Annotated in this window: 18 protein-coding genes; 12 read left to right on the top strand and 6 right to left on the bottom strand. The window is 71.6% G+C overall.

Annotation, left to right across the window (positions count from 1 at the left end; all coding sequences use genetic code 11):
* Positions 1-156: 156 nt before the first annotated feature.
* Entirely contained in the window at positions 157-1,758 is a 1,602-nt protein-coding gene (locus POL72_RS40230; protein ID WP_272102153.1) for an amino acid permease, read from the top strand.
* A gap of 198 nt (positions 1,759-1,956) precedes the next feature.
* On the opposite strand, the gene POL72_RS40225 is transcribed toward POL72_RS40230, so the two are convergent.
* Complete coding sequence (locus tag POL72_RS40225; protein ID WP_272102152.1) at positions 1,957-3,576, bottom strand: AgmX/PglI C-terminal domain-containing protein; 1,620 nt, start codon at positions 3,574-3,576, stop codon at positions 1,957-1,959.
* Between the two features lie 674 nt (positions 3,577-4,250).
* Here POL72_RS40225 and POL72_RS40220 point away from each other — a divergent pair.
* From POL72_RS40220 to POL72_RS40200, 5 genes are all read left to right on the top strand, one after another.
* Positions 4,251-5,174: a hypothetical protein gene (locus POL72_RS40220; RefSeq protein WP_272102151.1), complete on the top strand. Its 924-nt coding sequence runs from the start codon at positions 4,251-4,253 to the stop codon at positions 5,172-5,174.
* A gap of 52 nt (positions 5,175-5,226) precedes the next feature.
* The gene (locus POL72_RS40215) at positions 5,227-6,123 is read left to right on the top strand and encodes a hypothetical protein (protein ID WP_272102150.1); all 897 of its coding nucleotides are present in this window, start codon (positions 5,227-5,229) and stop codon (positions 6,121-6,123) included.
* 269 nt (positions 6,124-6,392) lie between these two features.
* Entirely contained in the window at positions 6,393-8,450 is a 2,058-nt protein-coding gene (locus POL72_RS40210; protein ID WP_272102149.1) for a TonB family protein, read from the top strand.
* Positions 8,451-8,508: 58 nt separating this feature from the next.
* A complete protein-coding gene (locus POL72_RS40205) occupies positions 8,509-9,039 on the top strand; it encodes a thioredoxin domain-containing protein (protein ID WP_272102148.1) in 531 nt (176 codons plus the stop codon).
* A gap of 107 nt (positions 9,040-9,146) precedes the next feature.
* The gene (locus tag POL72_RS40200; RefSeq protein WP_272102147.1) at positions 9,147-9,782 is read left to right on the top strand and encodes an AMIN-like domain-containing (lipo)protein; all 636 of its coding nucleotides are present in this window, start codon (positions 9,147-9,149) and stop codon (positions 9,780-9,782) included.
* 75 nt (positions 9,783-9,857) lie between these two features.
* Here POL72_RS40200 and POL72_RS40195 read toward each other — a convergent pair whose 3' ends face one another.
* Positions 9,858-11,093: a LysM peptidoglycan-binding domain-containing protein gene (locus POL72_RS40195; RefSeq protein WP_272102145.1), complete on the bottom strand. Its 1,236-nt coding sequence runs from the start codon at positions 11,091-11,093 to the stop codon at positions 9,858-9,860.
* Between the two features lie 200 nt (positions 11,094-11,293).
* Between POL72_RS40195 and recD2 the strand changes: the two genes are divergently transcribed.
* Positions 11,294-13,723, top strand: coding sequence for an SF1B family DNA helicase RecD2 (gene recD2, locus POL72_RS40190; protein WP_272102144.1), 2,430 nt, complete (start codon positions 11,294-11,296; stop codon positions 13,721-13,723).
* A gap of 434 nt (positions 13,724-14,157) precedes the next feature.
* Positions 14,158-15,291 (top strand): tetratricopeptide repeat protein, encoded by a 1,134-nt coding sequence (locus POL72_RS40185; RefSeq protein ID WP_272102143.1) that lies wholly within the window; start codon positions 14,158-14,160, stop codon positions 15,289-15,291.
* Positions 15,292-15,370: 79 nt separating this feature from the next.
* Here the strand turns inward: POL72_RS40185 and POL72_RS40180 are convergent, their stop codons facing one another.
* The 4 genes from POL72_RS40180 to POL72_RS40165 form a co-directional block, all read right to left on the bottom strand.
* Complete coding sequence (locus POL72_RS40180; RefSeq protein WP_272102142.1) at positions 15,371-16,213, bottom strand: HAD family hydrolase; 843 nt, start codon at positions 16,211-16,213, stop codon at positions 15,371-15,373.
* Positions 16,214-16,298: 85 nt separating this feature from the next.
* Positions 16,299-16,556 (bottom strand): 50S ribosomal protein L27, encoded by a 258-nt coding sequence (gene rpmA / locus POL72_RS40175; RefSeq protein WP_272102141.1) that lies wholly within the window; start codon positions 16,554-16,556, stop codon positions 16,299-16,301.
* A gap of 14 nt (positions 16,557-16,570) precedes the next feature.
* Positions 16,571-16,879 (bottom strand): 50S ribosomal protein L21, encoded by a 309-nt coding sequence (gene rplU / locus POL72_RS40170; RefSeq protein WP_012240531.1) that lies wholly within the window; start codon positions 16,877-16,879, stop codon positions 16,571-16,573.
* Between the two features lie 295 nt (positions 16,880-17,174).
* Positions 17,175-19,790, bottom strand: a complete 2,616-nt coding sequence (locus tag POL72_RS40165) for an ATP-dependent Clp protease ATP-binding subunit (protein WP_272102140.1) — start codon at positions 19,788-19,790, stop codon at positions 17,175-17,177.
* 80 nt (positions 19,791-19,870) lie between these two features.
* Between POL72_RS40165 and grxC the strand changes: the two genes are divergently transcribed.
* The 4 genes from grxC (at position 19,871) to acs (ending at position 25,524) form a co-directional block, all read left to right on the top strand.
* On the top strand, positions 19,871-20,164 hold the full coding sequence (grxC, locus tag POL72_RS40160; RefSeq protein WP_044966993.1) for a glutaredoxin 3: 294 nt from the start codon (positions 19,871-19,873) through the stop codon (positions 20,162-20,164).
* 190 nt (positions 20,165-20,354) lie between these two features.
* Complete coding sequence (locus POL72_RS40155; protein WP_272102139.1) at positions 20,355-22,013, top strand: serine/threonine-protein kinase; 1,659 nt, start codon at positions 20,355-20,357, stop codon at positions 22,011-22,013.
* Positions 22,014-22,020: 7 nt separating this feature from the next.
* Positions 22,021-23,253, top strand: a complete 1,233-nt coding sequence (locus POL72_RS40150; RefSeq protein WP_272102138.1) for a tetratricopeptide repeat protein — start codon at positions 22,021-22,023, stop codon at positions 23,251-23,253.
* Between the two features lie 303 nt (positions 23,254-23,556).
* The gene (acs, locus tag POL72_RS40145) at positions 23,557-25,524 is read left to right on the top strand and encodes an acetate--CoA ligase (protein ID WP_272102137.1); all 1,968 of its coding nucleotides are present in this window, start codon (positions 23,557-23,559) and stop codon (positions 25,522-25,524) included.
* Positions 25,525-25,540 lie beyond the last annotated feature (16 nt).

Here is a 25,540-nt window from a genome sequence, read left to right as displayed (position 1 = left end):
CAGCCCTGGGCAGGCGCGCGTGCCCCCATGTAGGCTGGTCGGGTCCGGGCGAGGGCCCCGAGGGGGAGCGCTCATCGGCGAGACGCGCCGATCCTGACGAGGCCCGAAGGGCTCCGTCGGCCCCGGGCGAGAGACCGTGACGAAAGGGGACCGCTCATGAGCCATGAGACGAAGGGGGACGTCGGGCCGCGCGCAGGCGCCGCGCCGGGCAGCGTGGAGGGCGTGATCGCCGACGACGTGAAGACGCTCCACAGCATGGGCTATGCGCAGGAGCTGCTGCGCAGGATGGGGGGCTTCTCCAACTTCGCGATCTCGTTCTCGATCATCTGCATCATCGCGGGCGGCATCACGTCGTTCCAGATGGGCTTTTGCAGCGTCGGCGGCGCCGGCATCGGCATCGGGTGGCCGGTGTGCAGCGCGCTCACGCTCTGTATCGCGCTCACGATGGGCCAGGTCGCGTCGGCGTTCCCGACCGCGGGCGGCCTGTACCACTGGGCCTCGATCCTGGGCGGCCGGGGCTTCGGCTGGGCCACCGCGTGGTTCAACCTGATCGGGCTGATCACCGTCCTCGCGGCCATCAACGTCGGCGCCTACCTGTTCATCATGAGCTCGCTCGGCCCGCTGTTCGGCGTGGATCTCGCCGCGATGCCCCCGGATCGCGCGCTGGTGACGCAGGCCGTCGGGGTCACGCTCATCACGGGGACGCAGGCGCTCTTCAACCACCTCGGGATCCGCGTCACCACGCTGCTCACCGACTTCAGCGGGTACCTCATCCTCGTCGTCTCGGTGATCCTCACCGCCGCGATGCTCTTTTACGCGCCCGCTATCGACGTCGGCCGGCTCGTCACGTTCACGAACTACAGCGGGCCGAAGGGGGGCGACGTGTGGCCGGAGACGGGCAGCATGACAACGCTGTTCCTCCTGAGCTTCCTCCTACCCGCGTACACGATCACCGGGTACGACGCGTCGGCGCACACGTCCGAGGAGACGATCGGCGCGGCGCAGACGGTACCGCGGGGCATCGTCCGGGCGGTGCTCGTCTCCGGCGTCTTCGGGGCGCTGATGCTGAGCGCGATCGTGCTCGCGATCCCGGACATGGACGAGGCGGCGTCGAAGGGCGGGGGCGTCTTCTTCTGGGTGATGGAGCGCGTCATCCCGGAGAACCTCCGGATCGCGCTCTACGCCGGCATCTCGGTGGCCCAGTACCTCTGCGGGCTGGCGACGGTGACGTCCGCCTCCCGCATGACCTTCGCGTTCGCCCGCGACGGGGGGCTGCCGCTCTCGGAGCAGCTGCGCAAGGTGAGCCCGAAGTTCCGGACGCCGGCGACGGCGATCTGGGTCGTCAGCGCGCTGACGATCGGCTTCACGGTGTACACGCCCGTCTACTCGACGATCACGGCCGTCTGCGTGATCTTCCTCTACATCTCGTACGTGATGCCCACGATGATGGGCGTGCGCGCCTACGGCCGCACCTGGGTGAAGATGGGCCCGTGGGACCTCGGCCCGCTGTACCGGCCGCTCGCGATCATCAGCGTCCTTGCGTGCCTGATGCTGATCGTGGTGAGCGTCCAGCCGCCGAACGACAAGGCCCTGGGCATCATGCTCATCGTGTTCGCCGTGACGGCCATCGTCTGGTTCGCGCTGGAGCGCCGCCGCTTCCAGGGCCCGCCCCAGGGGGTGATGATCCAGCAGCGAGCGCAGGAGATCGCGGAGGCGGAGCGGGCCGTCGGCCAGATCGCCACGGGCGGCGGGCAGTAGCACTACCTGCTGCGGGAAGTTGCCCGGTTCAGCAGAAAAACCGCCATGACGCCAAGGCCGCCAAGAGGAGAGGAGAAGGGCCGTCCGGGCATTTGTCTCTCCTACTCCCCTGGTTTCTTGGCGCCCTTGGCGTCATGGCGGTTCACGTCGTCGCCCGCCTTGCCGCTGCAGAGATAGGGACCTGGCTGAAGAGCCGGATCAGCCGCCAGAGGGGCTGAACATGAGGGGATACGTCACAGTCACGATACCAGCGTCCGGCGGCGGGAACGACAGCCCGTAGAACGAGCGCACCACGCAGGAGACCACGCCGGCGTCCGGCAGATCGGAGCCGCCGTTGTGGACGCTCGACACCGCCCCGTCGCGGCCGATCACGAAGCCGACCGACACGCGCCCGGTGAGGTTCGGGTTGTTGCGCAGCCCGTTCTCGTAGCAGAGCCGGAAGCGGCCGAAGTTCTGGCGCACGATGCGCTGGATGACCTCCGGCGGGATCCGGCCCGACACCGTGGTCGAGCCGACCCCCATGCGCGGCGCTCTCGTCTTGTGGCCAGGGCCGTTGGCGAAGCGCGACGCGCCGCCGCCAGGGCCGAAGCCCTGTCCATCGCCCACGCCGTTCCCGTGGTTGATGGTGCCGATGGACCCGATCCCGATGCCCACGAAGCGCCCGTCGCCGCCCTCGCCGACGCCCGTCAACCCGAGCCCGCCCACGCCGCCCGACTCGTCGATCGTCTCGCCCCACATGTTGCCGATCACGCTCCTTTCGCCGTTGCCGAGCGTGTCGGGGCCGCCCCAGGGCGCCGAGAGCGCGTTGGGATCGCCGCCGGACCCCGCCTGGAGCACGCCGATCATGCCGAAGCGCGCCGCGTCGTCGAGCGCCTGGGCCCGCGAGATCCGCACGTCGCGGTTGTCCTTCGGCCCCTGGATCTCGAAGCGCCCGCCCGTCTTCCGGCTCGTCTCGCTCCCGGCCTTGCCCGACTCGCCCATCGCGGCCGCGCCGGAGCCGCCCTCGCGCTCGGTCTGGCCGCTCGCGTCGGTGACGTCCTTCGCCTCGGGCAGCTCCTTCTCGGCGATCGCCCCGATCGCCTGCGCCATGAGGTAGGCCTGCTCCGCGCTCACGCCGCCGTCGTCCGCCATGGCGAGCGGGGGCATGAACGCGGCCATGGCCCCGAGCAGGCCGACGTGGAGCAGCGTCGAGAGCGCGGTGAACGGCAGGCCGCGGCGGTCCATGCCGACCTTGCCCGCGACGCGGCGGCCCGCCTTGCCCACCGCCACCTCGAACCCGAAATCGCCGAGCTCGAGCCTCGCGCGAGCGCCGGGCGACAGCGCGATCCGCCGCGCCCCGTCGAGCTCCGCGCACGGCGCCGCGCGGCCGGCGGCGATCGCCTGCGCGATCGTCATCCTGCAGCTGCCGAACTCGATGGATCCCGACGCGCCCGGCGGGATGACGGCGCTCACCTCACCGCCCTCGCTGACGAGCACGAGCGGCGCCCGCGCCGCGCCCAGCCGCTCCGCGGGTATGAAGAAGTCGCACCCGCCCCCGGCGCCCTCCGCCTCGCCGACATGAAAGGCGCGCGGCGGCGTCAGGTGCGCGACGTGAAGCGGGGTGTTCCCCCACCGGATGATCACCTCGAGCGACAGCGCGTCGGTCTCGCACTCGCCGGCGGGGACGTCCGGCGCGCTCTTGACGAGCGCGTACGTATAGGAGCCCTCCGGCGCGTCCGCGGGCACGTCGGCCGCGATGGCCGGATACGGGCTGAAGGGCAGGTTGCTGAGGAACGGATTCGAGGGTGCGATGCCCGGAGCCATCTTGAACGTGTCCATCGGAGAACAGCCCTTTCCCTGCTCGCGCTCGGGCGCATGTCCGCGCGGCGAGCGGTCTGAATGGAGCGAGCCCTCGAGGGCCCGCCTCTCTCGGCGCGCCCCGGCGCACGCGCGGCGAGCTTCACCGCTCTCTGCGTGCGCCGCGGCTCACCGCGTCCACGCCAGGGATCGACAGCGCCGCCCGCCCCAGGTTCCGGAGCCACGCCGCGATTTTCGGCGGCGCATCCCCGCGCCGGGGGGTTCTAGTTTCTGGACCGCCGCCCGGCGCCTCGAGGTGGTGGTGGCCCGCGCCATCACCCCGCGGGATCGCGCCGCCACCTCTGGCGGAATCCTACGGCGGCCGACGGCAGCCGACGGCGTTCGCGCGGGCACGATCCCGGCGTATCCCGGGGAGATCACCGAGTTCCCGGGGTGACGCGACGCCCCCGCTGGCGGACGCCAGGTGATGGCACGGAAGCTGCGAATAACGTTGATTCGTTGGCGACGTCATCGAGGTCGACGCCGTTGTCGACGTCAATGGCGCGCGAACGCGCTGAACGGAGCGCAGCGCGCGGACGCCCGCCGGCGCTGCCCGGCGCCGGTCCACGCCGTGGTCCGACGGCGGCGCGCCCGTGCTGCGGGGCGGCGGGCCGCGGCTGACATCCACCGATCGAGACAACGAAGGAGTCGAGCGTATGAGCAACAGGCGATCGTTCCATGTCCTCGCAGGGGTTCCGGTGCTCGGGTGCCTCCTTGCGATGCCGTCGCCGGCGCGCGCGCAGCACGAGGCGCACGTCTACGGGATCGCGAACTTCGGACACGCGGGGGAGTGCGAGGACGACACCAGCCTGTCGCACTCGGTGCACACGAGCACCGCCGCCGCCTTCGCGAGCACGTTCAACCTCCTCAGCATGGTCTCCCTCTGGGATGAGGTCTCGACGCGCAACAACACGAGCGCCCGGGGGAGCTACTGGACCGACTCGAGCCAGGCGGCGTCCTGCGCCTGCTCGGCGAACGACATGGCGTCCGGCTCCGGCGCGGACGAGGCCGATGTCGTCTTCATCCACACGCACGGCTGGCACGACGCCGGGAGCTCGTCGACGCCCGCCTACAGCGGCCTGGTCATGGGCAACGGCAGCTACGACTGCGGCGTCCTGACGAACGAGAACATGCTCTTCGGCAACCCGAGCACGGGCGGGGATCTGGAGATCGCGGTCGTCAAAGCGTGCCAGTCGGGCGACTACGACGTGTGGAAGAACGGCGGATACCGGCAGCAGATCACGACCTCGGACAGCACCATGACGATGTGGAACGCGTTCCACGGCGACTCGTCGTGCGGCAATCACGTGAAGGACTATGTGGGCGACTACTCGATCAGCTCGATCTCGAATGGGGTGGGAGAGAACTGGATCGACGAGGCCTACGACGACAGCCAGTTCAGCAACGACGATGACTGCCCCGTCTCCATCGTGTTCGGCGCGTCGTTCGCGTCGAGGGAGCTCATGTACGAGTACGGCGGGTGGCGCGACCGGAAGAACACCGGCCTGAAGACCGGCTCGACCATCTATTACATCGCCGGCTGCGACCCCTCGAACGGGCGCGTGCTCCCCGGCGGATGAACGACGAACGCTGCGTGTTGCCCGAGGGATTCGAACGACAGGAGACATGACAATGACGACGCGAACGATTGGTTTCTGGGCCGCGCTCTCGATGACCCTCATCGCCTGCGGGGCGCCGGAGGTAGCGACCGAAGGGGGCGGCGACGACGGCGAGATCGCCGCGGCCGCGCAGGCGCTCGAGGGGTTCACGTTCGACGCGCGAGAGCTCGCCACGGCGCCCGCCGCGAGGCTCCCGACGGCCCGGCTGACGCTGCGCTCGTTCGATGACGCGCTCATCCAGCGCTCGCTCATCGGGGCCGATCAACAGTTCACGCCGATCGGCGAGCTGGGGCGCCGGACGGAGCTCGAGTCGGCGGACTGGACCTATGAGAAAGACCCGTCGAACGGCCAGGTGCTCGTCCTGCGGAAGACGCCGAGCGGCCCGCGGACCTCACCGGACGAGGCGCTCCTCCGGCGGAACGCGCTGGCGCGCCTGAACAGCTGGGGCATACCGAACGATGAGATCGGGGCCGTGGTGCAGCGGAGGACGCTGCGCGAGGATCAGGACGGAACGGCGGCTTCCGCCCCGGAAGTCCATCGTTACAAGACGTTCGTGTTCCGGGCCGTGAACGGCGTCCGGGTCCAGGGGCACCGCGCGGTCGTGACCCACACGCTCGATGGGACCTTCAACCGCGCCCTCATCCGCTGGCCCGCCATCGCCTCGACGGGCCATCGCCTCCGCACCGCGCTCACGGCGCCGGAGATCGAGCGGCGCGCCGTGGAAGCGCTCTCGGCAGAGGGCGAGAGAGGCGGCAGCGTGCGGTTGCGCTGGAAGTACGTCGCCACGCCCCTCACGAGCGGAGAGGTGACCCTGACCCTGACGGTGGGCGCGATCCTGGGCGCCGAGGTCACGCGCAGCGGCGTCACCGAGGAGCCGCGCGAGGTCGACATCGATGTCGCCGCGCTGTGACGGGCGCGCCGGAGGAGGGGCGCCCGGCGCTGGACGGCGCGCGGGCGCGGGCCGCGCGAAACCGGATGGCAATGGTTCGGCGCTCGCTGGTTAACCGCGGCGTGCCCGCGGGGCGAGGCCGCCAGGAAAACGCGTCGGCAACTCGCCGCATCACGCGCGCTCCACCGCCCTACGATCCAAGCCGCGTCGTTGTTCCAGAGCCGCGCAGTCGGCCAGAACACACGAGTTGGGGTAGCGGTGCGCCCGCCATCGCGCATATAGTAAAGACCATGGGTGCGGCCAGGAGCAACGGTCAAGACCCCCTCATCGGCGCGACGATCGCCGATCGATATCGGATCATCTCGCTCATCGCGCGAGGGGGGATGGGCAGGGTCTACAGGGCAGAGCAGTTCGCGCTGGGTCGGATCTGCGCCCTCAAGCTGCTCCTCCCCGATGAGCGCCTCGAGCAAGATCCGGAGTTCTTTCGGCGCTTTTCGCGCGAGGCTGCGACCGCGGCGAGGCTCACCCACCCGAACTCCGTCACGGTCTTCGATTACGGCCGGGACGATCCGCGCGGGCTCTACTTTATCGCCATGGAGTATATCGCCGGGCGCACGCTCCACCGCGTGCTCCACGACGAGGGCGCGCTCCCGGAGGCGCGCGCGGGCCGGATCGCGCGACAGATCTGCCGCGCGCTCGCCGAGGCGCACGGCCTCGGCCTCGTGCACCGGGATCTCAAGCCGGGCAATGTGCTCCTCGTCGACCAGGAGGACGAGAAGGACTTCGTCAAGGTGCTCGACTTCGGCCTGGTCAAGGACGTCTCGGGGCGGCAGCTGGACGAGCTGACCCAGAGGGGCCTGTTCATCGGCTCTCCCAAGTACACCGCTCCGGAGCAGGCGATGGGCCACGAGCTCTCGCCGCGCGCGGACATCTATGCGCTCGGCGTCCTGCTCTACGAGATGCTCTGCGGCAGGGTGCCGTTCGACAGGAAGGTGCCCTCGGCGACGCTCATGGCGCACGTCGGCGAGCCGCCGCCGCCGCTCTCCGATCACGCGCAGGGCGCGCTCGTGTCGCCGGCGATGACGGCCATCGTGATGCGGTGTCTCGAGAAGAGCCCTGACAGGCGCTTCCAGTCGATGAGGGAGTGTCTCACCGCGCTGAAGAGCGCGGCGGGCGAGCCGATGGACGCCTCGCGAGCCTCGGCCCCGGACCGCCTGTCTCTGGCGCAACCCCGGGGCGCGCTGCCCTCCGCGTCGTCGATCTCGGAGCTCCGCATCTCGGCCTTCTCGCCCCCTCCCAGCGAGCCGCTCGTGTCGCTTCGCGCTGCGCCGCTCGACTCGCTCTCTCCGCCGCAGGCTCCCGCGACCTTCAGCGGCTCCGTCGCTCCGCCCCGCCACTCGACCGTGTCCCTCTACCTGGTCGCGCTCGTGGCGGCGATCGTCGGCGGGGGCCTGGTGCTGGCGCTCGGCTGGCGCGGGCCGGACGCCGCGCGCGCCCCTGCCGCCGTCCAGGCCTCCCCTGTGCCGATCGCCGTGCCCGTCGAGGCGTCGGCGGGCAGGGAGGCGGTGGCCGAGTTCAGGATCGTGAGGATCGAGAGCGCCCCGCCCGGCGCCCGTGTCTCCGACCGCGGGACGGAGGTCTGCCTGGCGACGCCGTGCCGGCTCGTGCTGCAGGGCGCCGGGAGCAGGGCCGAGTACCGGCTCCAGCTGACCAAGCCCGGCTACAGGCCGGCCGTGCTGGTCGTGCGCCCGGAGGACGAGACCGCCTCGGCGGAGCTCGAGGCGTTCGCCGCGGCCCTCGCGGCGGCCCCGCCGCCGGGGTCGCGGCTGGCGGCAGGCGCGCTGCCTGAGCCAGCGCCACCGACGGAGCCGGCGCCCGTCGAGGCCGGCGCCACCGCCGCGGCGGCGGCCGAGTCCGGCGCTGCCACGGCCAGCGCAGCCGAGCCCGACGCTGCCGCCGCGGCAGCCGAGCCCGCCGGCGCCGCGACTGGCGCGGCCGAGCCCGGCGTCGAGCCGAACGCAGCCGCTTTGCCGCCTGCAGCGCCTGCGCTGGCCGCCCCCGAGATCCTGCGTTTCCAGGAAGGGATGACCCGCCCCGTGCCGCTCGCGGCGCCCGCCGTGGTCTACACGCGGGAGGCGCGGCAGGCGCGCGTCGAGGGGACGGTCCTCGCGAAGTGCGTGGTGACCACGGCCGGCAGCCTCACCGGCTGCCGGATCGTCAGGGGTGTGCCCCACATGAACGAGGCGGTCCTCGCCGCCCTCGCGGCGAGCCGCTACCAGCCGGTCACCTACCAGGGCAGGCCCGTCAACGTCGACTACGTGTTCTCGATCAAGCTCGTGCTGCCCTGAGGCGCTGGCAGCGCGGCCGCCCCTGAGCAAAGACCCTGGCCGAGAGGCAAACGACGACGTGAACGCTCATGGCTGGAAGGGGTCGGTTTGCGCCGGGCTGGTCCTCTGTCTTGCGGCGCCGCTCGGCTGCTCGCGGGAAGAGACCTCCCAGCCGGCCGCTCGAGGCGAGGCCCCGCGGCCGGCGGCGCTGCGGGCCGAGCTCGAGCCGGCGCCGGAGGGCGGCGAGATCGCCGCGCTTGTGCAGCAGGCGCGGGAGCGCGCGCTGCGGGAAGGCCGCGAGCTCGTCGTCTACGTGGGCGCGCCCTGGTGCGAGCCGTGCACGAGGTTTCACGACGCAGTGAAGGCCGGTCAGCTCGACGCGGTCCTGCCTGCGCTGCGCCTGCTGGAGTTCGACCTCGACCGCGATCGGGATCGGCTCGCCGAGGCCGGCTACGCGTCGGAGATGATCCCGCTCTTCGTCGTGCCCGGCGAAGACGGCCGGGGAACGCCCCTCCGCATCGAGGGGTCGGTGAAGGGCGAGCGCGCGGTGGACGAGATCGTGCCCCGGCTCGCGGCCATCCTGAGCCGAGCGCGGGCCTCGGCGCGGTGATCCTCGAGGCGCGCCGGCCGCCCCGCCCGCGCGAGCGCCGCCGCGTCGCCGTGCGCGTCGGCGTCTCGGTGGACGCGCGGAGGCCGCGGCACCATGGATGGGACCCCATGAGAACCGCCGCCCTGCTGCTCGCAGCCGCCGCCGTGTCGCTCGCCGCGGGCTGCCGCAACGGCGCCGGCAGCGAGCCTGCCCAGCCCATGCCGAACGTCACGCCGATCGAGCCGCGCGCCTCCGCCGAGCCGGCAGCGGACGACGAGCCGCCCACGCCGCGGCCCCCGAAGGAGGCCGATCCCACGAGCACCGACGCGTTCGAGGGCACCGCGGGCGCCACCGACAAGCCGCGCGCCGGCGCGAAGGTCGCGGTCCTGCGCGACGTGCGAGCAGCCCGGCACGAGCACTACGACCGCATCGTGTTCGAGTTCGAGGGGGACACGGTGCCGGGCTACCACATCGATTACATCGACAAGCCGGTGCGCCAGTGCGGCTCGGGCGAGGCGACGGAGATCGCGGGCGACGCATGGCTCGCGGTGCGGATGACCCCCGCGGCGGCGCACAACGACGCGGGGAACGCCACGGTCCCGTTCCGCGAGCGGAAGCTCGCGCTCGGCGTGGCGCGCGAGATCGAGCGGACGTGCGACTTCGAGGCCGAGGTGACCTGGGTGCTCGGGGTCTCGTCGCCGAACCGGTACCGCGTCCTCGAGCTGACCAAGCCGGCGCGGCTCGTCGTCGACGTGAAGCACTGAGGCCGCGTCCACGGCACTCCTCCGGCTCGCCGCGCCGCGAGCGGGCCGCAGGGCGCGGCGAGCGCCGCCCGCCGCTCAGCCGTCCAGCGCGGGCCCGGGCTCGCCGTGGGGCGCCGGCGGCGGAGGCGCGTCGGCCGCCTTGGGCGGGGGCAGCCTCCGCGGCGGCACGACGACCTGCTTCGGCGGCGCCGCGGGGCCGCTCGACGGCCGCGGGATGTTGTAGACGCGCTTCGCCTGGATCGCCGCGGATCGAAGGCCGTTCGCCCGCTTGATCGCCTCCACGGTGGTGCCGTACTGCCGGGCCAGCGAGCCCAGGGTCTGCCCCTTCTTCGCGGTGTGGCGCACGTACTGCGACGTGGGCTTGATCGCCCCGCGCTTCACGAGCAGCGGATACGCGCGGGCGGCCGACTCCTGCGCGATCGGGCTGTAGAACCGGACGTGGATGTGGTTCGCGTGCCCGCGGGCGTGGCGGACGAGCGGGCGCGGCTTCCTCGACCCGAGCTGGAAGACCTCGTCGAGCCAGTCCTTGTCCTCCCCGATCTTCAGCGCGTACTCCTTGAGCAGCCGCTGCACGCTGCTGTCGATGAGGATGAGCTCCACGTCGGTCTCGGTGACGAGCGCCCGGACGAAGGCCCAGGTGCGCTCCCGATCGAGGTTCGCCGCCGTGGCCCGCTGGTACCAGCGGTGCCGCGCGTCGAGGAAATAGCTGATGTCGACGTCGCGCCCGGCCTGGTGGCTCTTGTGCGGGGAGAGGTGGCCGCCCTCCCGGGCGCTGATGTGCCCGATGTAGAGCTTCGGGCTGCCCGGGAACTGCCGGTGCACCTCGGCGATCGCCCTGTCGAGCGCGTCGATCGTCTCGCGCGTCCCCCAGGCGTGGGCCGGATCGACGAGCTCCCACCGATCGCCCTCGGGCATCCGGACGCCGTTGAACAGCGCGCCCGCGTTGGTGGCGCCCAGCGACATCGGCCCGAGCGTCGCGGGGTCCTTCGAGAGCAGCTCCTCGATCTGGGCCTCGGTCATCGCCGAGAGCGGCGAGTGCGCCCGCGCGCCGGTGCCCGGATCCGCCGGCAGCTCCAGGCCGTCGTCGACCTCACCGTCGTCGTCGTCGTCGTCGACGTCGTGGGCGTCCGCGAGCGCGGCCTCCTCCGCCGTCCCGGGCGCGGGCGGAGGCGAGGCGCCGCGCTGCTCCGAGGACACCGCGGAGGCCACGCGCAGCAGGCCGTCCTTGGACCGCGCCGCCTCCGGCGCCCTCCCGGCGCAGCCCGCGAGGAGGAGGGCGCAGAGGACGGAAACCAAGCTGCTGCGCCCCATCGCGGGCCACTATACTGACACGAGGGAGCGACGCCAACCGCGGCCCAGCGCGTGGCGTGCGGCGCGCTCCACGCGACGCGCGTTCAGCGTGGGCCTGCGTTGCGGGGCGTCATGCGGCGCTGCGCGATGTTTTGCAGCGTCGCTCGCGTCCGCGCACGAGGACGTTGCCGCCGCCGCGCCGGCGGCTACATGCTGCCCTCGTGCAACCGTCCCAGCGGAGCGGCCGCCCCGATCGGGCGGCCCGGGGAGCCGCCGCGCCGGCGCCGACGCCGGGGCCGGACGACGCGCCGCGCCACGACGACCGCGGCGAGCGCACGGGCGGGACCGGGGAGCGGCAACCGGGCGGCGGTGGCCAGCAGAAGCTCTTCTCGGCCCGGGAGGTGGCGGGCAACGGGACGGCGACGGTCGAGGGGGAGGTCGTCCGCGTCACGTACGAGAGCGAGTCGAGCGGCTTCCGGGTGCTGCGGGTGGAGGTCACCCCCGGCGCCCCGCCGGAGGTCTGGGTCGGCGTGTTCCCGCAGGTCGGGCCGGGCACGCGCGTGCGCGCGACGGGGCGCTACGAGCGCGATCCGAAGCACGGCGAGCAGCTCAAGGTCGAGACCCTGCTGCCGATCGCCCCCGCCACGCTGGATGGGCTCGAGCGCTACCTCGGGTCCGGCATGGTGCAGGGCATCGGCCCGGCGTACGCGAAGCGGATCGTGGAGGCGTTCGGCACGGAGACGCTGGAGATCCTCGACCGGTCGCCGGAGCGGCTCGCCGAGGTCCCCGGGCTCGGCCAGCGGCGGGCGCAGGCCGTCGCGAAGGCGTGGGCGGCGCAGCGGGCGATCGGGGCCATCATGATCTTCCTCCAGGCGCACGGCGCCTCCCCGGCGCTGGCGAGCCGCATCTACAAGCGGTTCGGCCCCCACGCGATCGACATCGTCTCCCGCTCCCCGTACCGGCTCGCGATCGACGTGTGGGGCATCGGCTTCAAGACCGCCGACCGGATCGCGCGCTCGATCGGCGTCCGGGCCGACTCGCCGGAGCGGGCGCAGGCGGGCGTGCTGCAGACGCTGGTGGATCTGTCGACGCGCGGCCACACGCTGGCGGCGCGGCCGGAGCTCGCGGAGCTCGCCGCCGCGATGCTCGAGCGCGACGCCGCCGAGGTCGACGGAGCGATCGACGCGCTCGTGGCGAGCGGCCATGTGCGGGTCGAGACGCTGGAGACCGGCGAGGTCGCCGTCTACCCGAAGGACCTCCACGAGGCCGAGGTGCGGCTCGCGCGCCGGATGCGCTCCTTGCTGGGCGACGACGAGGACGACGCGGCGCCCGAGGCGCGCCTCGTGGAGGGCGTCGACGCGGCGATCGCCTCGTTCGAGGCGAAGACGCAGGTCTCGCTGGCGCCTGCCCAGCGGGACGCCGTGGCGCAGGCGGCGCGGAACAAGGTGCTGGTCATCACGGGCGGCCCGGGCGTGGGCAAGACGACCATCGTCCGGGCCATCCTGGCGCTCTTCGACCGCGCCCGACTCCCGGTGCGGCTCGCCGCGCCCACGGGTCGCGCCGCGAAGCGGATGAGCGAGGCGACGGGGCGCGAGGCCGTCACGCTCCACCGCCTGCTGGAGTTCGATCCCAAGCAGCGCAAGTTCGGCCGCCAGCGGGGCCGGCCGATCGAGGCGGGGGCGATCGTTGTCGACGAGGCGTCGATGCTCGACCTCGCGCTCGCCGACGCGCTCCTGCAGGCGACGTCCGACGCGGCGCGGCTCGTGCTGGTGGGCGACGTCGATCAGCTCCCGTCGGTGGGGCCGGGCGCGGTGCTGCGGGACGTGATCGCCTCCGGCGAGGTGCCCACGGTGCGGCTCACGCAGATCTTCCGGCAGGCCGAGGGCAGCCTCATCGTCCGGAACGCGCACCGGATCCACGACGGCGAGCCGCCCGAGGGCGCGCGCGGGCCAGGCGGCGAGTTCTACGTGATCGAGCGGATCGAGGCCGAGGCGGCGGCGGATCTGATCCTCCACCTCGTGACGGAGCGCGTCGGCAAGGGGTTCGGGCTGGATCCGCGGCGCGACGTGCAGGTCCTGACGCCGATGCACAAGGGCGAGGCGGGGGCGATCACGCTGAACGCGCGGCTGCAGGCGGCGCTGAACCCCGAGGGTCCGAGCGTCACGCGCGGCGCGAGGACGTTACGGCTCGGCGACAAGGTGATGCAGCTCCGCAACGACTACGACCGCGAGGTGTACAACGGCGACGTCGGCTTCATCACGGACGTGAACACCGAGGAGCGGAAGCTCCAGGTGCGCTTCGACGATCGCGAGGTCAGCTACGAGGAAGCGGAGCTCGACGAGCTGACGCTCGCCTACGCGACGAGCATCCACAAGAGCCAGGGGAGCGAGTATCCGGCGGTGATCGTGCCGATCCTCACCCAGCATTTCGTGATGCTCTCGCGCAACCTCATCTACACGGCGGTGACCCGCGGCAAGCGGCTCGTGGTGCTCGTGGCGGATCCGCGGGCCGTGTCGCTGGCGCTGGCGGAGACGCGCCGTGAGGAGCGCCGCACGCACCTCGCGGCGCGGCTGCGCGGCGGCGCGCCGGCGCGCTCCGGATCGGCGCGCACGCTCGAGGCCCCCCTCGCCGCCGGCCCACGACTCGACTAGGACGGCGCGCGGCGAGGGAGAGGGCGAGCGAGATGGGCGTCCGAGACGGCGATAGCGACAGCGAGCACGACACGGATCACACGAGCGAGCACGAGGTGACCACGGCGGCGACGGCGACGCGAACCGCAGCGGCGCAGCCGGGTTCAAGCGCGGGAACCGCGCCGAGGTTCACGGTTGCGACGCGCGGAATCACGGGTGGAAGCCGTGGAAGCGGTGGAAGCGGCGGAAGCGCTTCTGGCCCGAACGCGATGGCGGCGATGAGGCCGCGCGCGCTCCGAGCTCCCCCGTTGCCCGGCTGGGTCCTCCCTGCTAGCGTTCGCGCCCCTTCTACACGAACTACGGCCCCCATCATTTCGGCGCGCAGGGTACCGGGGCGAGGCTGGGCGATGCCTGCGCCTCGGCGCGCGTGGGGGAGAGATCTCGGAGCATCGACGATGACGACGAACGGACAGCAGCAGGCGGGTGGGCTCAACATCACCGGAGGGGCGGCGATCGTCGCGCCCGTGAGCGCGTTTCCGAACGGCGTGCCGGGGAACGCGCTCATCGTCATCCCGATGAACAAGCCGACCGACGAGCTGAAGGGCCTGCTCGAGCAGGGTCCCACGGCGGTGACCCTCGAGCAGATGTGGCAGCTCCTCGGCTTCAACGGGCCGGCGGTGCAGGTGCAGGACGATCAGGGGCGCCCGATCGCGATCGGCCTGGAGGACCTGCTCGCGGGGCTCGAGAAGCACTGGACCGAGCAGCCTGATGACCTGAACCGCGGGCGCATCTTCGCGCAGGAGCTCCTCAAGCACAACCGGCTGGCGCGCGCCGAGCAGGTGCTCTCGAAGGTGGTCGCGAAGGGCGGCACGGGCGACGACTGGCTCGCGCTCGGCGTCGCGCAGCTCTCGCAGGACAAGCACGACAAGGCCGAGGGGACGCTCAAGGGCGCGCAGAACCTGCTCAAGGACAACCCCTACCCCTCGCTGCACCTCGCGAAGCTCTACCAGGCGCGCAAGGACGACGCGAAGGAGCGCGAGTTCATCGAGAAGGCGATCGCGATCGACGTGGACTGTATCGACGCGTGGGCCTACCTCTTCCAGTACGAGAAGCAGCGCGGCGACGAGGCGAGCGCGGTCGCGGCGATCGAGAAGTTCTCGGCCGACAAGAAGACGGCCGCGCCGTACATCGCGATCCAGGGCTTCTACGCGGCCAACGAGGAGACGCGCGACAAGGCGGTCGAGTACGCCAAGAAGGCGGTCGCGCAGAACCCGGACAACCCGCTGGCGCTGCTCTGCCTGTCGGCGCTCTACGGGCAGAAGAACGACCTCGAGGCGGTGGTCCGCCTGCTCCAGCCGCACGAGGCGAAGATGAGCCGCGACGTGCGCCTGGCGAACAACTACTTCGAGGCGCTGTTCCAGTCGCGCCAGCTCGAGAAGGTGACCAAGCTGCTGAATGCCCTCGCGGGCTCTCCGAGCAAGGAGGTCAAGCAGTTCGCCATCGAGCGGTCGCGCGCCGTTGCCCAGTACCTGCAGCAGCAGCAGCAGCAGCTCGCCGCGGCGGCCCAGCCGGCGCAGCGCAAGGCCTGACACGCACGGAGGCGGGGGAGCGCTGAGCGGCGCTCCTCCGCTGCCTCCGGCGCTCGCCGTTGGCCGGCGTTCAGCGCGTTCAGCGACCGAAGGCGCGGCGGATGGCTTCGGCGATGCCGCCGCCCACCAGGCCGTCGGCCTTGAGGCGGTCCGTCGCCGCCTGCTTCACAGGCTCGGGCGCCTGCGCCATGGCGAACGACCGCCCCGCGACCTCGAACATCGGCACGTCGTTGAGCCAGTCGCCGACGACGACCACGTCCGACAGCTCGCAGCCGTGGTGCTCCGCGAGCCACGCGATCGCGGTCCCCTTCGTCGGCCCAGCGGCCCGGACCATCATCGCGAAGAGGCTCGTCTGGTCGTCGCGCATGAGGGGGAACGAGACGACGAAGGCCGCTTCACCGAGCTCGGACCGGACCTCCTCGACGGCCGCCGCGACCTGGAGCTCGGTCCCGAGCGCCACGAGCGCGAGCAGGCCATGCTCGTGCTCCCAGTACGGGTGCGACGAGACGCGATCGACCTCGGCGATGGCGGGCGACCAGCCCCGGACATAGTGGACGTGCGGCGCGCCGGTCGCGTCGTGGACGATGCTGTCCTGCGCGAACAGAAACGACGCCGTCGCGTGCCGCTCGGTGATCGAGCGCAGGAGGGCCGCCTCGGCGCCGGAGATCGTGCGCGAGTACAGGTGCGCGTCGCCCTCGGTGTGCACGATGTGGCTGCCGTCGACGCACGCGATGGGGCCGACCACGCCGATCCGGCGCGCGACCTCGCGCGTCCCCGAGTACAGACGCCCGGTCGCGATCGAGACCGGGACGCCGGCGCCCTGGAGGCGCTGGATGGCGCGGAGGTCCTCGTCGTGGATGGACCCATCACGACGGACGAGGGTCCCGTCGACGTCGAGGGCGAGAAGCTTGTAGGTCGTCACCGCGCTCGAGTAGCTCGGCAGCGCGTGGAGCGCAGCAGGCGGGACTGGATGGAACGGATCAGGACGCCCTCCCGGTGAGGAAGGCTCAGGAAGCCGGGTAGACCGACACCTGCTTCTTGGTGTTGGACTTCCACTCGTACGTGACGACGCCGTCGACGAGGGCGAAGAGCGTGAAGTCGCGGCCGGTGCCGACGTTGTGGCCGGCGTGGATCGAGGAGCCGACCTGCCGGACCAGGATGTTGCCAGCGCGCACGGGCGCCCCGGCATACACCTTCACCCCACGGCGCTGTGCGCTTGAGTCGCGGCCGTTCCTGGAGGAGCCGCCGCCTTTTTTGTGAGCCATCTCTGCTTCTCCTGCTAGGCGGTGATGCCGGTGATCTTGAGCTCGGTGTACGGCTGGCGGTGGCCGTTCTTGCGGCGGTAGTTCTTCCGGCGCCTGAACTTGAAGACCACGATCTTCTTGCCGCGGTCCTGCCCGGTGATCTCGGCAGCGACAGAGGCGCCGCTCACGAGGGGCTTGCCAATCTTGGGAGAGTCACCGCCGACGAGGAGCACCTCGCTGAAGGTGACCTTGTCACCCGCATTGCCGACAAGCTTCTCAACCCGGAGCTTCTGACCTTCGGCGACCCGATACTGCTTGCCGCCCGTCTTGATGACCGCGTACATGGTGCGTCTTCCTCAACCTGGGGACCGCGATCCCTCGCCATACGCCACGCAGATAGCCCTCGATCGGAGGGCCCGGTGGGCGAGGGAGCGGCAGTATACGGACCTTCTCCGGCTTGGCAAGTGGTTCGCAGCGGCGTCGCCCTGGTTCTTCGCCTGGAGCGACGTCCCCGGCCTCCGGGCGTGGGCAGGGCCCTGGAAAGCTCCGGGCAGAGCGCAGCCCGGGCCGCGCGCCCGGTCGCGGCGCGGGTCGCGCTCGCCGCTCGCCGCTCGCCGCTCGCCCACCGCCTTTTCGCCCTCACGCCTTGGTGAAGACGAACTTCTCGTCGACCACGTCGACCTGCATCGTCTGGCCGGGCTGGTACCCGCCGGCCAGAATGGTCTCGGCGAGCGGGTTCTGGAGCTCGCGCAGGATCGCCCGCTTCAGCGGGCGAGCGCCGAGGCTCGGCTCGTAACCGAGCTCGACGAGCCGTGCCTTCGCGGCGTCCGTGAGGGCCAGGCGGATGTCCTTGTCCGTGAGCAGCTGCTCCAGCCGACGGAGCTGGATGTCGACGATGCCCCGGAGGTCCTCCTTGCTGAGCGCCTTGAAGACGATGATGTCGTCGACCCGGTTCAGGAACTCGGGGCGGAAGAACCCGCGCAGCTCCTCGAGCAGGACGTCGCGGATCGCCTCGCGCCCGTCCTCCGTGGTCCAGAGCTTGGCGTCGGTCTCGAGCACGCGCTTCGACCCGATGTTCGAGGTCATGATGACGACCGTGTTCGAGAAGTCGGCGAGCCGCCCGCGGCCGTCGGTGAGCCGGCCGTCGTCGAGGATCTGGAGCAGCAGGTTGAACACGTCCGCGTGGGCCTTCTCGACCTCGTCGAACAGGAGCACGCTGTACGGCCGGCGCCGGGCGGCCTCGGTGAGGAAGCCGCCCTGCTCGCTGTCCGCGTAGCCCGGGGGCGCGCCGATCAGGCGCTGCGCCATGTGGCGCTCCATGAACTCGCTCATGTCCATGCGCGTCAGCGCCTGCTCGTCGTCGAACAGGAACTCGGCGAGCGCCTTCGCGAGCTCCGTCTTGCCGACGCCGCTCGGCCCGAGGAACAGGAACGAGCCGATCGGCTTCCCCGGATCGCGCAGGCCGACGCGCCCGCGGCGCACCGCCTTCGCGATCGCGCGCACCGCCTCGTCCTGACCGACCACCCGCTGCGCGAGCCGCGCCTCCATCTTGAGGAGCTTCTCGGCCTCGCCCTCGAGCATCTTGGCCACCGGGATGCCGGTCCAGTCGTTGAGCGTCGCCGCCACGTCCGACTCCGCGACGACGTTCGAGGTCGGCGCGACCCCCTCCCGCTGCGCGGCCTCCTCCGCGGCCTGCAGCCGCCGCTTGATCTCCGGGAGCGTGACGTGCTCGAGCTCGCCGATCTTGGCGAACGCCTTGTCGCGCTGGGCAGCCTTCAAGGCCTCCGTCGCGGCGACGAGCTCCCGGCGGATGGACTGGCACGCCGCGATGACGCCGCGGCGCGACGCGTTGCGGCTGCGCATCGACGACGCCTTCGGCTCGATCTCCGCGAGCTCCGCTTCCAGCCGCGTGCGGGTCTGGACGCTGAGCTTGTCGTCGTCGTCCGCGAGCGCGGCGATCTGGGCGCGGAGCGCGTCGACACGCCGGGTCAGCGTGTCGAGCTCGGCCGGCACGCCGTCGACCTCCACCCGCTTGCGGGCGGACGTCTCGTCGAGCAGGTCCACCGCCGTGTCGGGGAGCGCGCGGTCCGAGATGTACCGCTTGGCCAGCGCGACCGCCGAGGTGATGGCGCTCTCCCCTACCCGGACGCGGTGGTGGGCCTCGTACTTCGTGGCGATCCCGCGCAGGATCTCCGTCGCCTGATCGATGCTCGGCGCCTCCAGCGTGATCGTCGAGAACCGCCGGATGATCCCGGGATCGCGCTCGTTGATCTTGCGCACGCCCTCGGGCGTCGTCGTGGCGATGATCCGGATCTCCCCGCGCGACAGGAGCGGCTTCAGGAGCTCGCCCACGCCGGCGCCCTGCACCCCCTGGCCGAAGAGCGCGTCGAGATCCTCGACGACGAGGATGCTCTCCGCGTCCTGCTCGCCCCGCAGCCGATCGACAAGGACCTTGAGGCGCTGCTCGATCTCCCCGCGGAGCTTCGCCCCGGCGACGAGCGCGCCGGTGTCGAGCTCGTAGAGGTGGGCGCCCGCGAGGTTCGTGGGCACGTCGCCGTGCGCGATGCGATCGGCCAGGCCCCGGATGAGCGCGGTCTTGCCCACGCCGGGCTCGCCGACGATGAGCGGGTGGTTCTTGAACCGCCGCTCGAGGATCTGCAGCAAGCGGCGCGCCTCGACGTCACGGCCGATGACCGGATCGAACCGCCCTTCGCGCGCGTCGGCGACGAGGTCCCGCGTGTAGGGCGCGGGTTGACCCGGCTCGGCCGCGTTGGCCGGCGCGGGCGAGGGCTCCCGCGAGGCCGCCTCCAGCGCCCCGAGGTGCGGCCGGAACGCGCCGGGACCGATGCCGAACGAAGAGAGGATCTCCCCGGCAGGCCCGCGGATCTCCTGGGCGAGCGCGTGCAACAGGTGCTCGATGCCCACGTTCTGCGACTTGTCCCGGGTCGCCTCCCGCTCGGCGCGCCCCAGCAGATCGAGCAGGCGGGGGCTCACGTACGCAACGCCGCTGCTGCCCGCCCTGGACAGCTTCTTCAGGGCGTTCTCGGCGAGCTGGAGCACCTCGTTCGGGTCGGCGCCGGCCCGCCGAAAGACCTCGGACACGCCCCGGTCGCGCTCCAGCAACCTCATGAGCAGGTGCAGCGGCGTGACCTCCGCGTGCTGGCGCTCGTCCGCGATCTGCTGTGCGCCGGCGACGACCTGCTTCGCGTCGCCAGTATAGCGATCGAGGTGAATCGTGCCCTCTTTCTCGGCCATGCGCGCAGCCTACCGCAAGGTGGAGCCCTGTGCGCTTGCATCTTTGGCCTGCCCGGGAAAGGAAAGAGGACGAGATGCCCATGCAAGCAGCCGAAGTCACCATCTACGTCACCGACTACTGCCCTTACTGCGCCATGGCGAAGCGCCTGCTGACGCAGAAGCAGGCGCGCTTCACGGAGATCAACGTGGAGAACCGCGATGACCTCCGCGCCTGGTTGGTCAAGGCCTCCGGGCAGCGGACGGTCCCTCAGATCTTCATCAATGGAGCCAGCATCGGCGGATTCAGCGACCTCTCGGCCCTCGACAAGGAGGGGGGGCTCGATCCGCGCCTCGGTGAGGCGCCGAGCGCGGACGCACCTCCCATGCCGCGCTGAGGTGGATGAAGGTGCCTGAGGTACGGCGGAGAATCCTCGTCGGACGCACCCCTGGGGCCCCGCCGGCGAAGGTGCACCCCGGCGTGAGGAGGTGATAAGCTGCCGCGCGGGGACGGGGCGCAGCTTTCTTTGATGCGGTTCGTCCAAAGGGCTTCACGGGCTTCGTCCGCTTCCCCCACGTCGAACCGCCATGCCTAGCAGCACCGACACCACCGCCGCAGCGACCCAGCCGGTCGAGGGGGCGCTCGTCGGAAAGCGGGTTCAGAAGTACGAAATCGTACGGACGATCGGGCGTGGCGGGATGGGCGTGGTCTACGAGGCGGTGAACACCGCCATCGGGAAGCGCGTCGCGATGAAGTTCGTCGACGCCGATCTCGCGCAGAACAAGGACGCGGTCGCCCGGTTCCACCGCGAGGCGCAGGCGGCGAGCGCCGTCGAGAGCGCGCACATCGTCGAGATCTTCGACGCCGGCTTCGCCGACGACATCCCCTTCCTCGTCATGGAGCTGCTCCGCGGCGAGGACCTGGGCCACCGCATCCGGCGCTGCGGCAGGCTCGACCTCGGCGAGGCGCTCCACGTGACCGCGCAGCTCCTCCGCGGCCTCCACCGCGCCCACGAGGCGGGCATCGTCCACCGCGACCTCAAGCCGGACAACGTCTTCCTTGTCGACCGCGACGACGACCCGAACTTCGCCAAGATCCTGGACTTCGGCATCTCGAAGGTGCGCCGCGCCGACGGCGCTCCGGCCCACACGTTGACCCGGCAGGGCACGGTGCTCGGAACGCCGTTCTACATGTCGCCGGAGCAGGCGCAGGCGCTGCCCGACGTGGACGGCAGGACCGATCTCTGGGCCGTCGGCGCGATCCTCTACGAGTGTCTCACCGGGCACCCGCCGCACAGCGGCGGCTCGTACGAGCAGGTGATCGTCAACATCTGCATGAAGGACGCCCTGGATGTGCGGATGAGCAACCCGGCCGTCCCCGAGCCGATCGCGCGCGTGATCGCCAAGGCGCTCACGCGGGACAGGGACGCGAGGTTCTCCTCCGCGCGAGATTTCCTGGACGCCCTGGCCGCCGGCGCCGGCGGGCTCCTCGCGTCACGGCGCAGCTCGAGCGACGAGCTCGGGGCGCACACGACGAGCGCTCCCGGCGCCCTCGGGCAGACGCCGGCGAGGCAGCAGACGCCGGGGGATCCCAGCATCGGGCTGGATCCGACGCTCGAGGTGCACGGGAGCGGCTCGAAGGTGGGCTGGTCGAGCAGCGGGCACACGGGCGCGCGCGGCCCGCGGCGGCTCGCGTTCGCCGCGGGGGCGCTGGTCGCGCTCATTGGCGGGCTCGCCGGCGCGGTCCTTCACGCGCGCCGCTCGCCGGACGCGGGCACGGCAGCCATCGCGCCCGCGCTGCCCACCCAGGTCTCCGTCGAGCTCCGGACGAACGCCGAAGGCGCCCTGTTCACCGTCGACGGCGTGGCGCTGGCCGACCGCACGCTGCGCGGCCGCACAGGCGAGACGAAGCGTGTGCGCATCGAGGCCTCCGGCTACACGGCCGTGGACAAAGAGGTGACGCTCCAGGACGGCAACGCCCCGATCGATGTCCTGCTCCACCCGCTGCCGGCGGCCGTGACCCCGGCGCCGCCTCCGGCCGAGGCCACGACTGCGGCGCCCGTCGCGCCCGCCCCGGCGCCCAAGGCCGAGCCGATCACGAAGAAGGCGACGACGCTCCCCTTCGCGGCGCGCCCCAAGGGCGCGGGCGCCGGGGCGAAGGCCGCCGGTCCGGCGCAGGCCACCCCGGCGGTCGCGACGCCGAAGCCGGCGGGGGTCGCGGCTGGTTTGCAGCTCAAGGTCGACTGAGGCGGGATTGGGCAGATCACACGGACGACTCACGCTGGCGCTCTGCGCGGCGACGCTCGGCCTGACCATGCAGCTCTCGCCGGCGCTCGCGCAGGTCGAACCGTACCGGCAGCACATGGAGAACGGCATCAAGCTGTTCCAGGACAGGAACTACCGGGCCGCGGTCGTCGAGTTCGAGGCGGCCTACAAGGAGAAGCCGAAGGCCAGCCCGCTGTTCAACATCGCGCTCGCGGAGAAGGCCCTCTTCAACTACCCGAGGGCCATCGCGGCGCTCGAGCGCGCGCTCGCGGAGCACCGCGACACGATGGATGAGGGCGACGAGAAGACGGCGCGCAGCGCCATCGAGGAGATGCGCGCGCTCCTCGCCCATCTCACGATCGAGCTCAGCCCACAGACCGCGACGCTGATCATCGACGGCGAGGAACAGCCCCCCTCGTCCTCCGGGACGCGGGTCGTGGAGCTCGGGCCGGGGGTGCACCGCATCGGCGCGCGAGCCGAGGGGCACGCGAGCGCCGAGGAGAGCGTCACCGTGGCGAGCGGCGAGCGCGACAAGAAGGTGAAGCTCGCGCTGGTCCCGGACAGAGCCCCCGCGACCCCGGCGCCGCAGCCGTTCACGCCGCCCCTGCCCCCTCCGCCGAAGCCGGTGCCCCTCTCGCTCCCGCCGCAGGGCTACTATGTGATCGGCGCCGCGTCGTTGCTCTGGCCGCTCAGCCACCCGCGAGCCTTCCCGGCGCCGGAGGCGAACAGCGGCGGAGCTGGCTCGATCCGGGTGGGATACCGCGTGAACACCCCCGCGGCGTTCGACGTGATGCTCCAGTACGCGAACATCGCGACCGGCTCGGACGACCCCGCCTACCCGAACGCCAGTTACACGCTCGGCTCGACGCGCCTCGGGCTGAACGTCCGCCTGATGACCCCTGGGCAGACCTGGCGGTTCGTGGGCTCGATCGGGGGCGGTCTCACCTACGATTCCGTGAAGTTCGACAGCATCAAGACGCCGGCGGGAGATATCTGCAATGGCCTGTGCCAGAAGGCCGCCGGGGTGAACGCGTTCGTGTTCTCCGAGGTGGGCGTCGAGCTGGACCTCGGGGGCGTGCTCCTCGGGTTCTCGCTCGACAGCTACTTCCAGTCGTCGCGTGGCATCAGCTACAAGAACAGCGATCAGGACGACGCCACGCTCTACTCGGCCGTGCTGCTGCAGCTGGGGGGCAGCTTGCACGCCGGCTATGCGTTCTGGTGATCAGCCTCTGCCGATCTCGGCCGCTCGTTCCATCCTTGTTCTGCCGCTTGACGGATGTATCCTCGCACGCCCTCGCGGTGAGTCGTAGAGGGTTCGCCGCGCTCTCCAGCGGGGAGCATGGGCCGGGGATCGGCTGCCGCCGTCCTCTTCAACATTGGCCGGGGATCGGCTTGCGCCGTCCCCTTCAACATTGGCCGGGGATCGGCTGCCGCCGTCCCCTTCAACGTCAGCCGGGGATCGGCTGCCGCCGTCCCCTTCAACGTCAGCCGGGGATCGGCTGCCGCCGTCCCCTCAAGGGGTGCCATGTCGCAGGATGCCATCACGTCGTTGCTCAAGGAGACGCGCCGGTTCGAGCCGCCGGCCGAGTTCTCGCGTCGTGCGCGCGTCGGCGCGCAGGCGACCTACGAGGCGCTCTACCGCGAGAGCATCGAGCAGCCGGACGCGTTCTGGCGCCGGGAGGTGAGCGACCTCGTGTTCCGCACGCCGTGGACCACGACCAGCGACTGGTCCCTGCCGCACGCCAAGTGGTTCCTCGGCGCCACCCTCAACGTCACGGAGAGCTGCCTCGATCGACACCTGACGACGGCCACCAAGAACAAGGCCGCCATCATCTGGGAAGGCGAGCACGGCGCCACGCGGACGCTGACCTACGCCCAGCTCCACCGCGAGACGCTGCTGCTCGCCAACGCGCTCAAGCGGCTGGGCATCGAGAAGGGTGACCGGGTCGCGATCTACATGGGCATGGTCCCCGAGGTGGCCGTGGCGATGCTCGCCTGTGCGCGCCTCGGCGCGGTGCACACCGTGGTGTTCGGCGGCTTCGCCGCGGACGCGCTCCGCGACCGCATCCACGACAGCCAGGCCAAGCTCGTCATCACGCAGGACGGCGCGTACCGGCGCGGGCAGGTCGTGCCGCTGAAGGCGACCGTCGACAAGGCGCTCGCTCAGCCGGAGGCGAAGAGCGCGACGCGCGTCATCGTGTACCAGCACCTCGGCAAGGAGCGCTGCGATGTGCAGATGACGGAGGGCCGGGACGTCTTCTGGCACGACCTGCTCGCCGGGGCCGCCCCCGCCTGCGAGCCGACGATCGTCGACGCCGAGCACCCGCTCTTCATCCTCTACACGAGCGGCTCGACCGGGAAACCCAAGGGGGTGCTCCACACGACCGCCGGCTACCTGGTCGGCGCGCACGTCACGACGAAGTACGTCTTCGATCTGCGCGACGACGACATCTACTGGTGCACCGCCGACGTCGGCTGGGTGACGGGCCACAGCTACATCGTGTACGGCCCGCTCTCGAACGGCGCGACGTGCCTCATGTACGAAGGCGCCCCGAACTTCCCCGACTGGGGCCGCTTCTGGCGGCTGATCGAGAAGCACGGGGTCACCATCCTCTACACCGCCCCCACGGCCATCCGCGCCTTCATGCGGCAGGGCGACGAGTGGCCCGCGAAGAGCGATCTGTCGAGCCTCAGGCTCCTCGGCTCGGTCGGCGAGCCGATCAACCCCGAGGCGTGGATCTGGTACCACCGGACCATCGGCGGCGGCCGCTGCCCGATCGTGGACACCTGGTGGCAGACGGAGACGGGCTCGATCATGATGACCACGCTGCCCGGCGCGTCGTTCTCGAAGCCGGGATCGACCGGGCTGCCGATGTTCGGCGTCGTGCCCGAGGTCGTGACGAAGGACGGCAAGCCCGTCGCCGCGGGCGAGGGAGGGCTGCTCGTCCTGAAGCAGGCGTGGCCGTCGATGCTGCGCACGGTGTGGGGCGACGACGAGCGGTTCCGGAAGCAGTACTTCAGCGACGTCGAGGGCTGCTACTTCACCGGCGACGGCGCCCGCCGCGACGAGGACGGCTACTTCTGGGTCGTCGGTCGCATCGACGACGTGCTGAACGTGGCCGGCCACCGCATCGGGACGGCCGAGATCGAGAGCGCGCTCGTGTCTCATCCCTCCGTCGCAGAGGCGGCCGCCGTGGGTCGCCCGGACGACCTCAAGGGACAGGCGCTCGTGGTGTTCGTCTCGCTCCGGCCGGGGGTGACGGCCGGGCCGGAGCTCCAGGCGAAGCTCGGCGAGCACGTCGCCAAGGAGATCGGCAAGTTCGCCCGCCCCGACGCGATCCGCTTCGCGGACGCCCTGCCGAAGACCCGCAGCGGCAAGATCATGCGCCGGCTCCTGAAGGACGTCGCCGCTGGTCGAGAGCTGACCGGCGATACCTCGACGCTCGAGGACCTGAGCGTCATGGCGAAGCTCCGCCAGCAAGAAGACGAGTGAGCCCCGCGGCGGCGCA

It is taken from the genome of Sorangium aterium, assembly GCF_028368935.1.
Taxonomy (GTDB): domain Bacteria; phylum Myxococcota_A; class Polyangia; order Polyangiales; family Polyangiaceae; genus Sorangium; species Sorangium atrum.
Note: the sequence above shows the minus strand (reverse complement) of the source record. Positions and strands in the feature narration are given on the sequence as shown.

Excerpts from the sequence above, each read along its gene's own strand:
- POL72_RS40200 (WP_272102147.1), top strand. The coding sequence starts at position 9,147 with ATGAGAACCGCCGCCCTGCTGCTCGCAGCCGCCGCCGTGTCGCTCGCC.
- POL72_RS40220 (WP_272102151.1), top strand. The coding sequence starts at position 4,251 with ATGAGCAACAGGCGATCGTTCCATGTCCTCGCAGGGGTTCCGGTGCTC.
- acs (WP_272102137.1), top strand. The coding sequence starts at position 23,557 with ATGTCGCAGGATGCCATCACGTCGTTGCTCAAGGAGACGCGCCGGTTC.
- POL72_RS40185 (WP_272102143.1), top strand. The coding sequence starts at position 14,158 with ATGACGACGAACGGACAGCAGCAGGCGGGTGGGCTCAACATCACCGGA.
- POL72_RS40155 (WP_272102139.1), top strand. The coding sequence starts at position 20,355 with ATGCCTAGCAGCACCGACACCACCGCCGCAGCGACCCAGCCGGTCGAG.
- POL72_RS40230 (WP_272102153.1), top strand. The coding sequence starts at position 157 with ATGAGCCATGAGACGAAGGGGGACGTCGGGCCGCGCGCAGGCGCCGCG.
- grxC (WP_044966993.1), top strand. The coding sequence starts at position 19,871 with ATGCAAGCAGCCGAAGTCACCATCTACGTCACCGACTACTGCCCTTAC.
- POL72_RS40165 (WP_272102140.1), bottom strand. The coding sequence starts at position 19,790 with ATGGCCGAGAAAGAGGGCACGATTCACCTCGATCGCTATACTGGCGAC.
- POL72_RS40225 (WP_272102152.1), bottom strand. The coding sequence starts at position 3,576 with ATGGACACGTTCAAGATGGCTCCGGGCATCGCACCCTCGAATCCGTTC.
- rpmA (WP_272102141.1), bottom strand. The coding sequence starts at position 16,556 with ATGGCTCACAAAAAAGGCGGCGGCTCCTCCAGGAACGGCCGCGACTCA.
- rplU (WP_012240531.1), bottom strand. The coding sequence starts at position 16,879 with ATGTACGCGGTCATCAAGACGGGCGGCAAGCAGTATCGGGTCGCCGAA.
- POL72_RS40215 (WP_272102150.1), top strand. The coding sequence starts at position 5,227 with ATGACGACGCGAACGATTGGTTTCTGGGCCGCGCTCTCGATGACCCTC.
- POL72_RS40195 (WP_272102145.1), bottom strand. The coding sequence starts at position 11,093 with ATGGGGCGCAGCAGCTTGGTTTCCGTCCTCTGCGCCCTCCTCCTCGCG.
- POL72_RS40210 (WP_272102149.1), top strand. The coding sequence starts at position 6,393 with ATGGGTGCGGCCAGGAGCAACGGTCAAGACCCCCTCATCGGCGCGACG.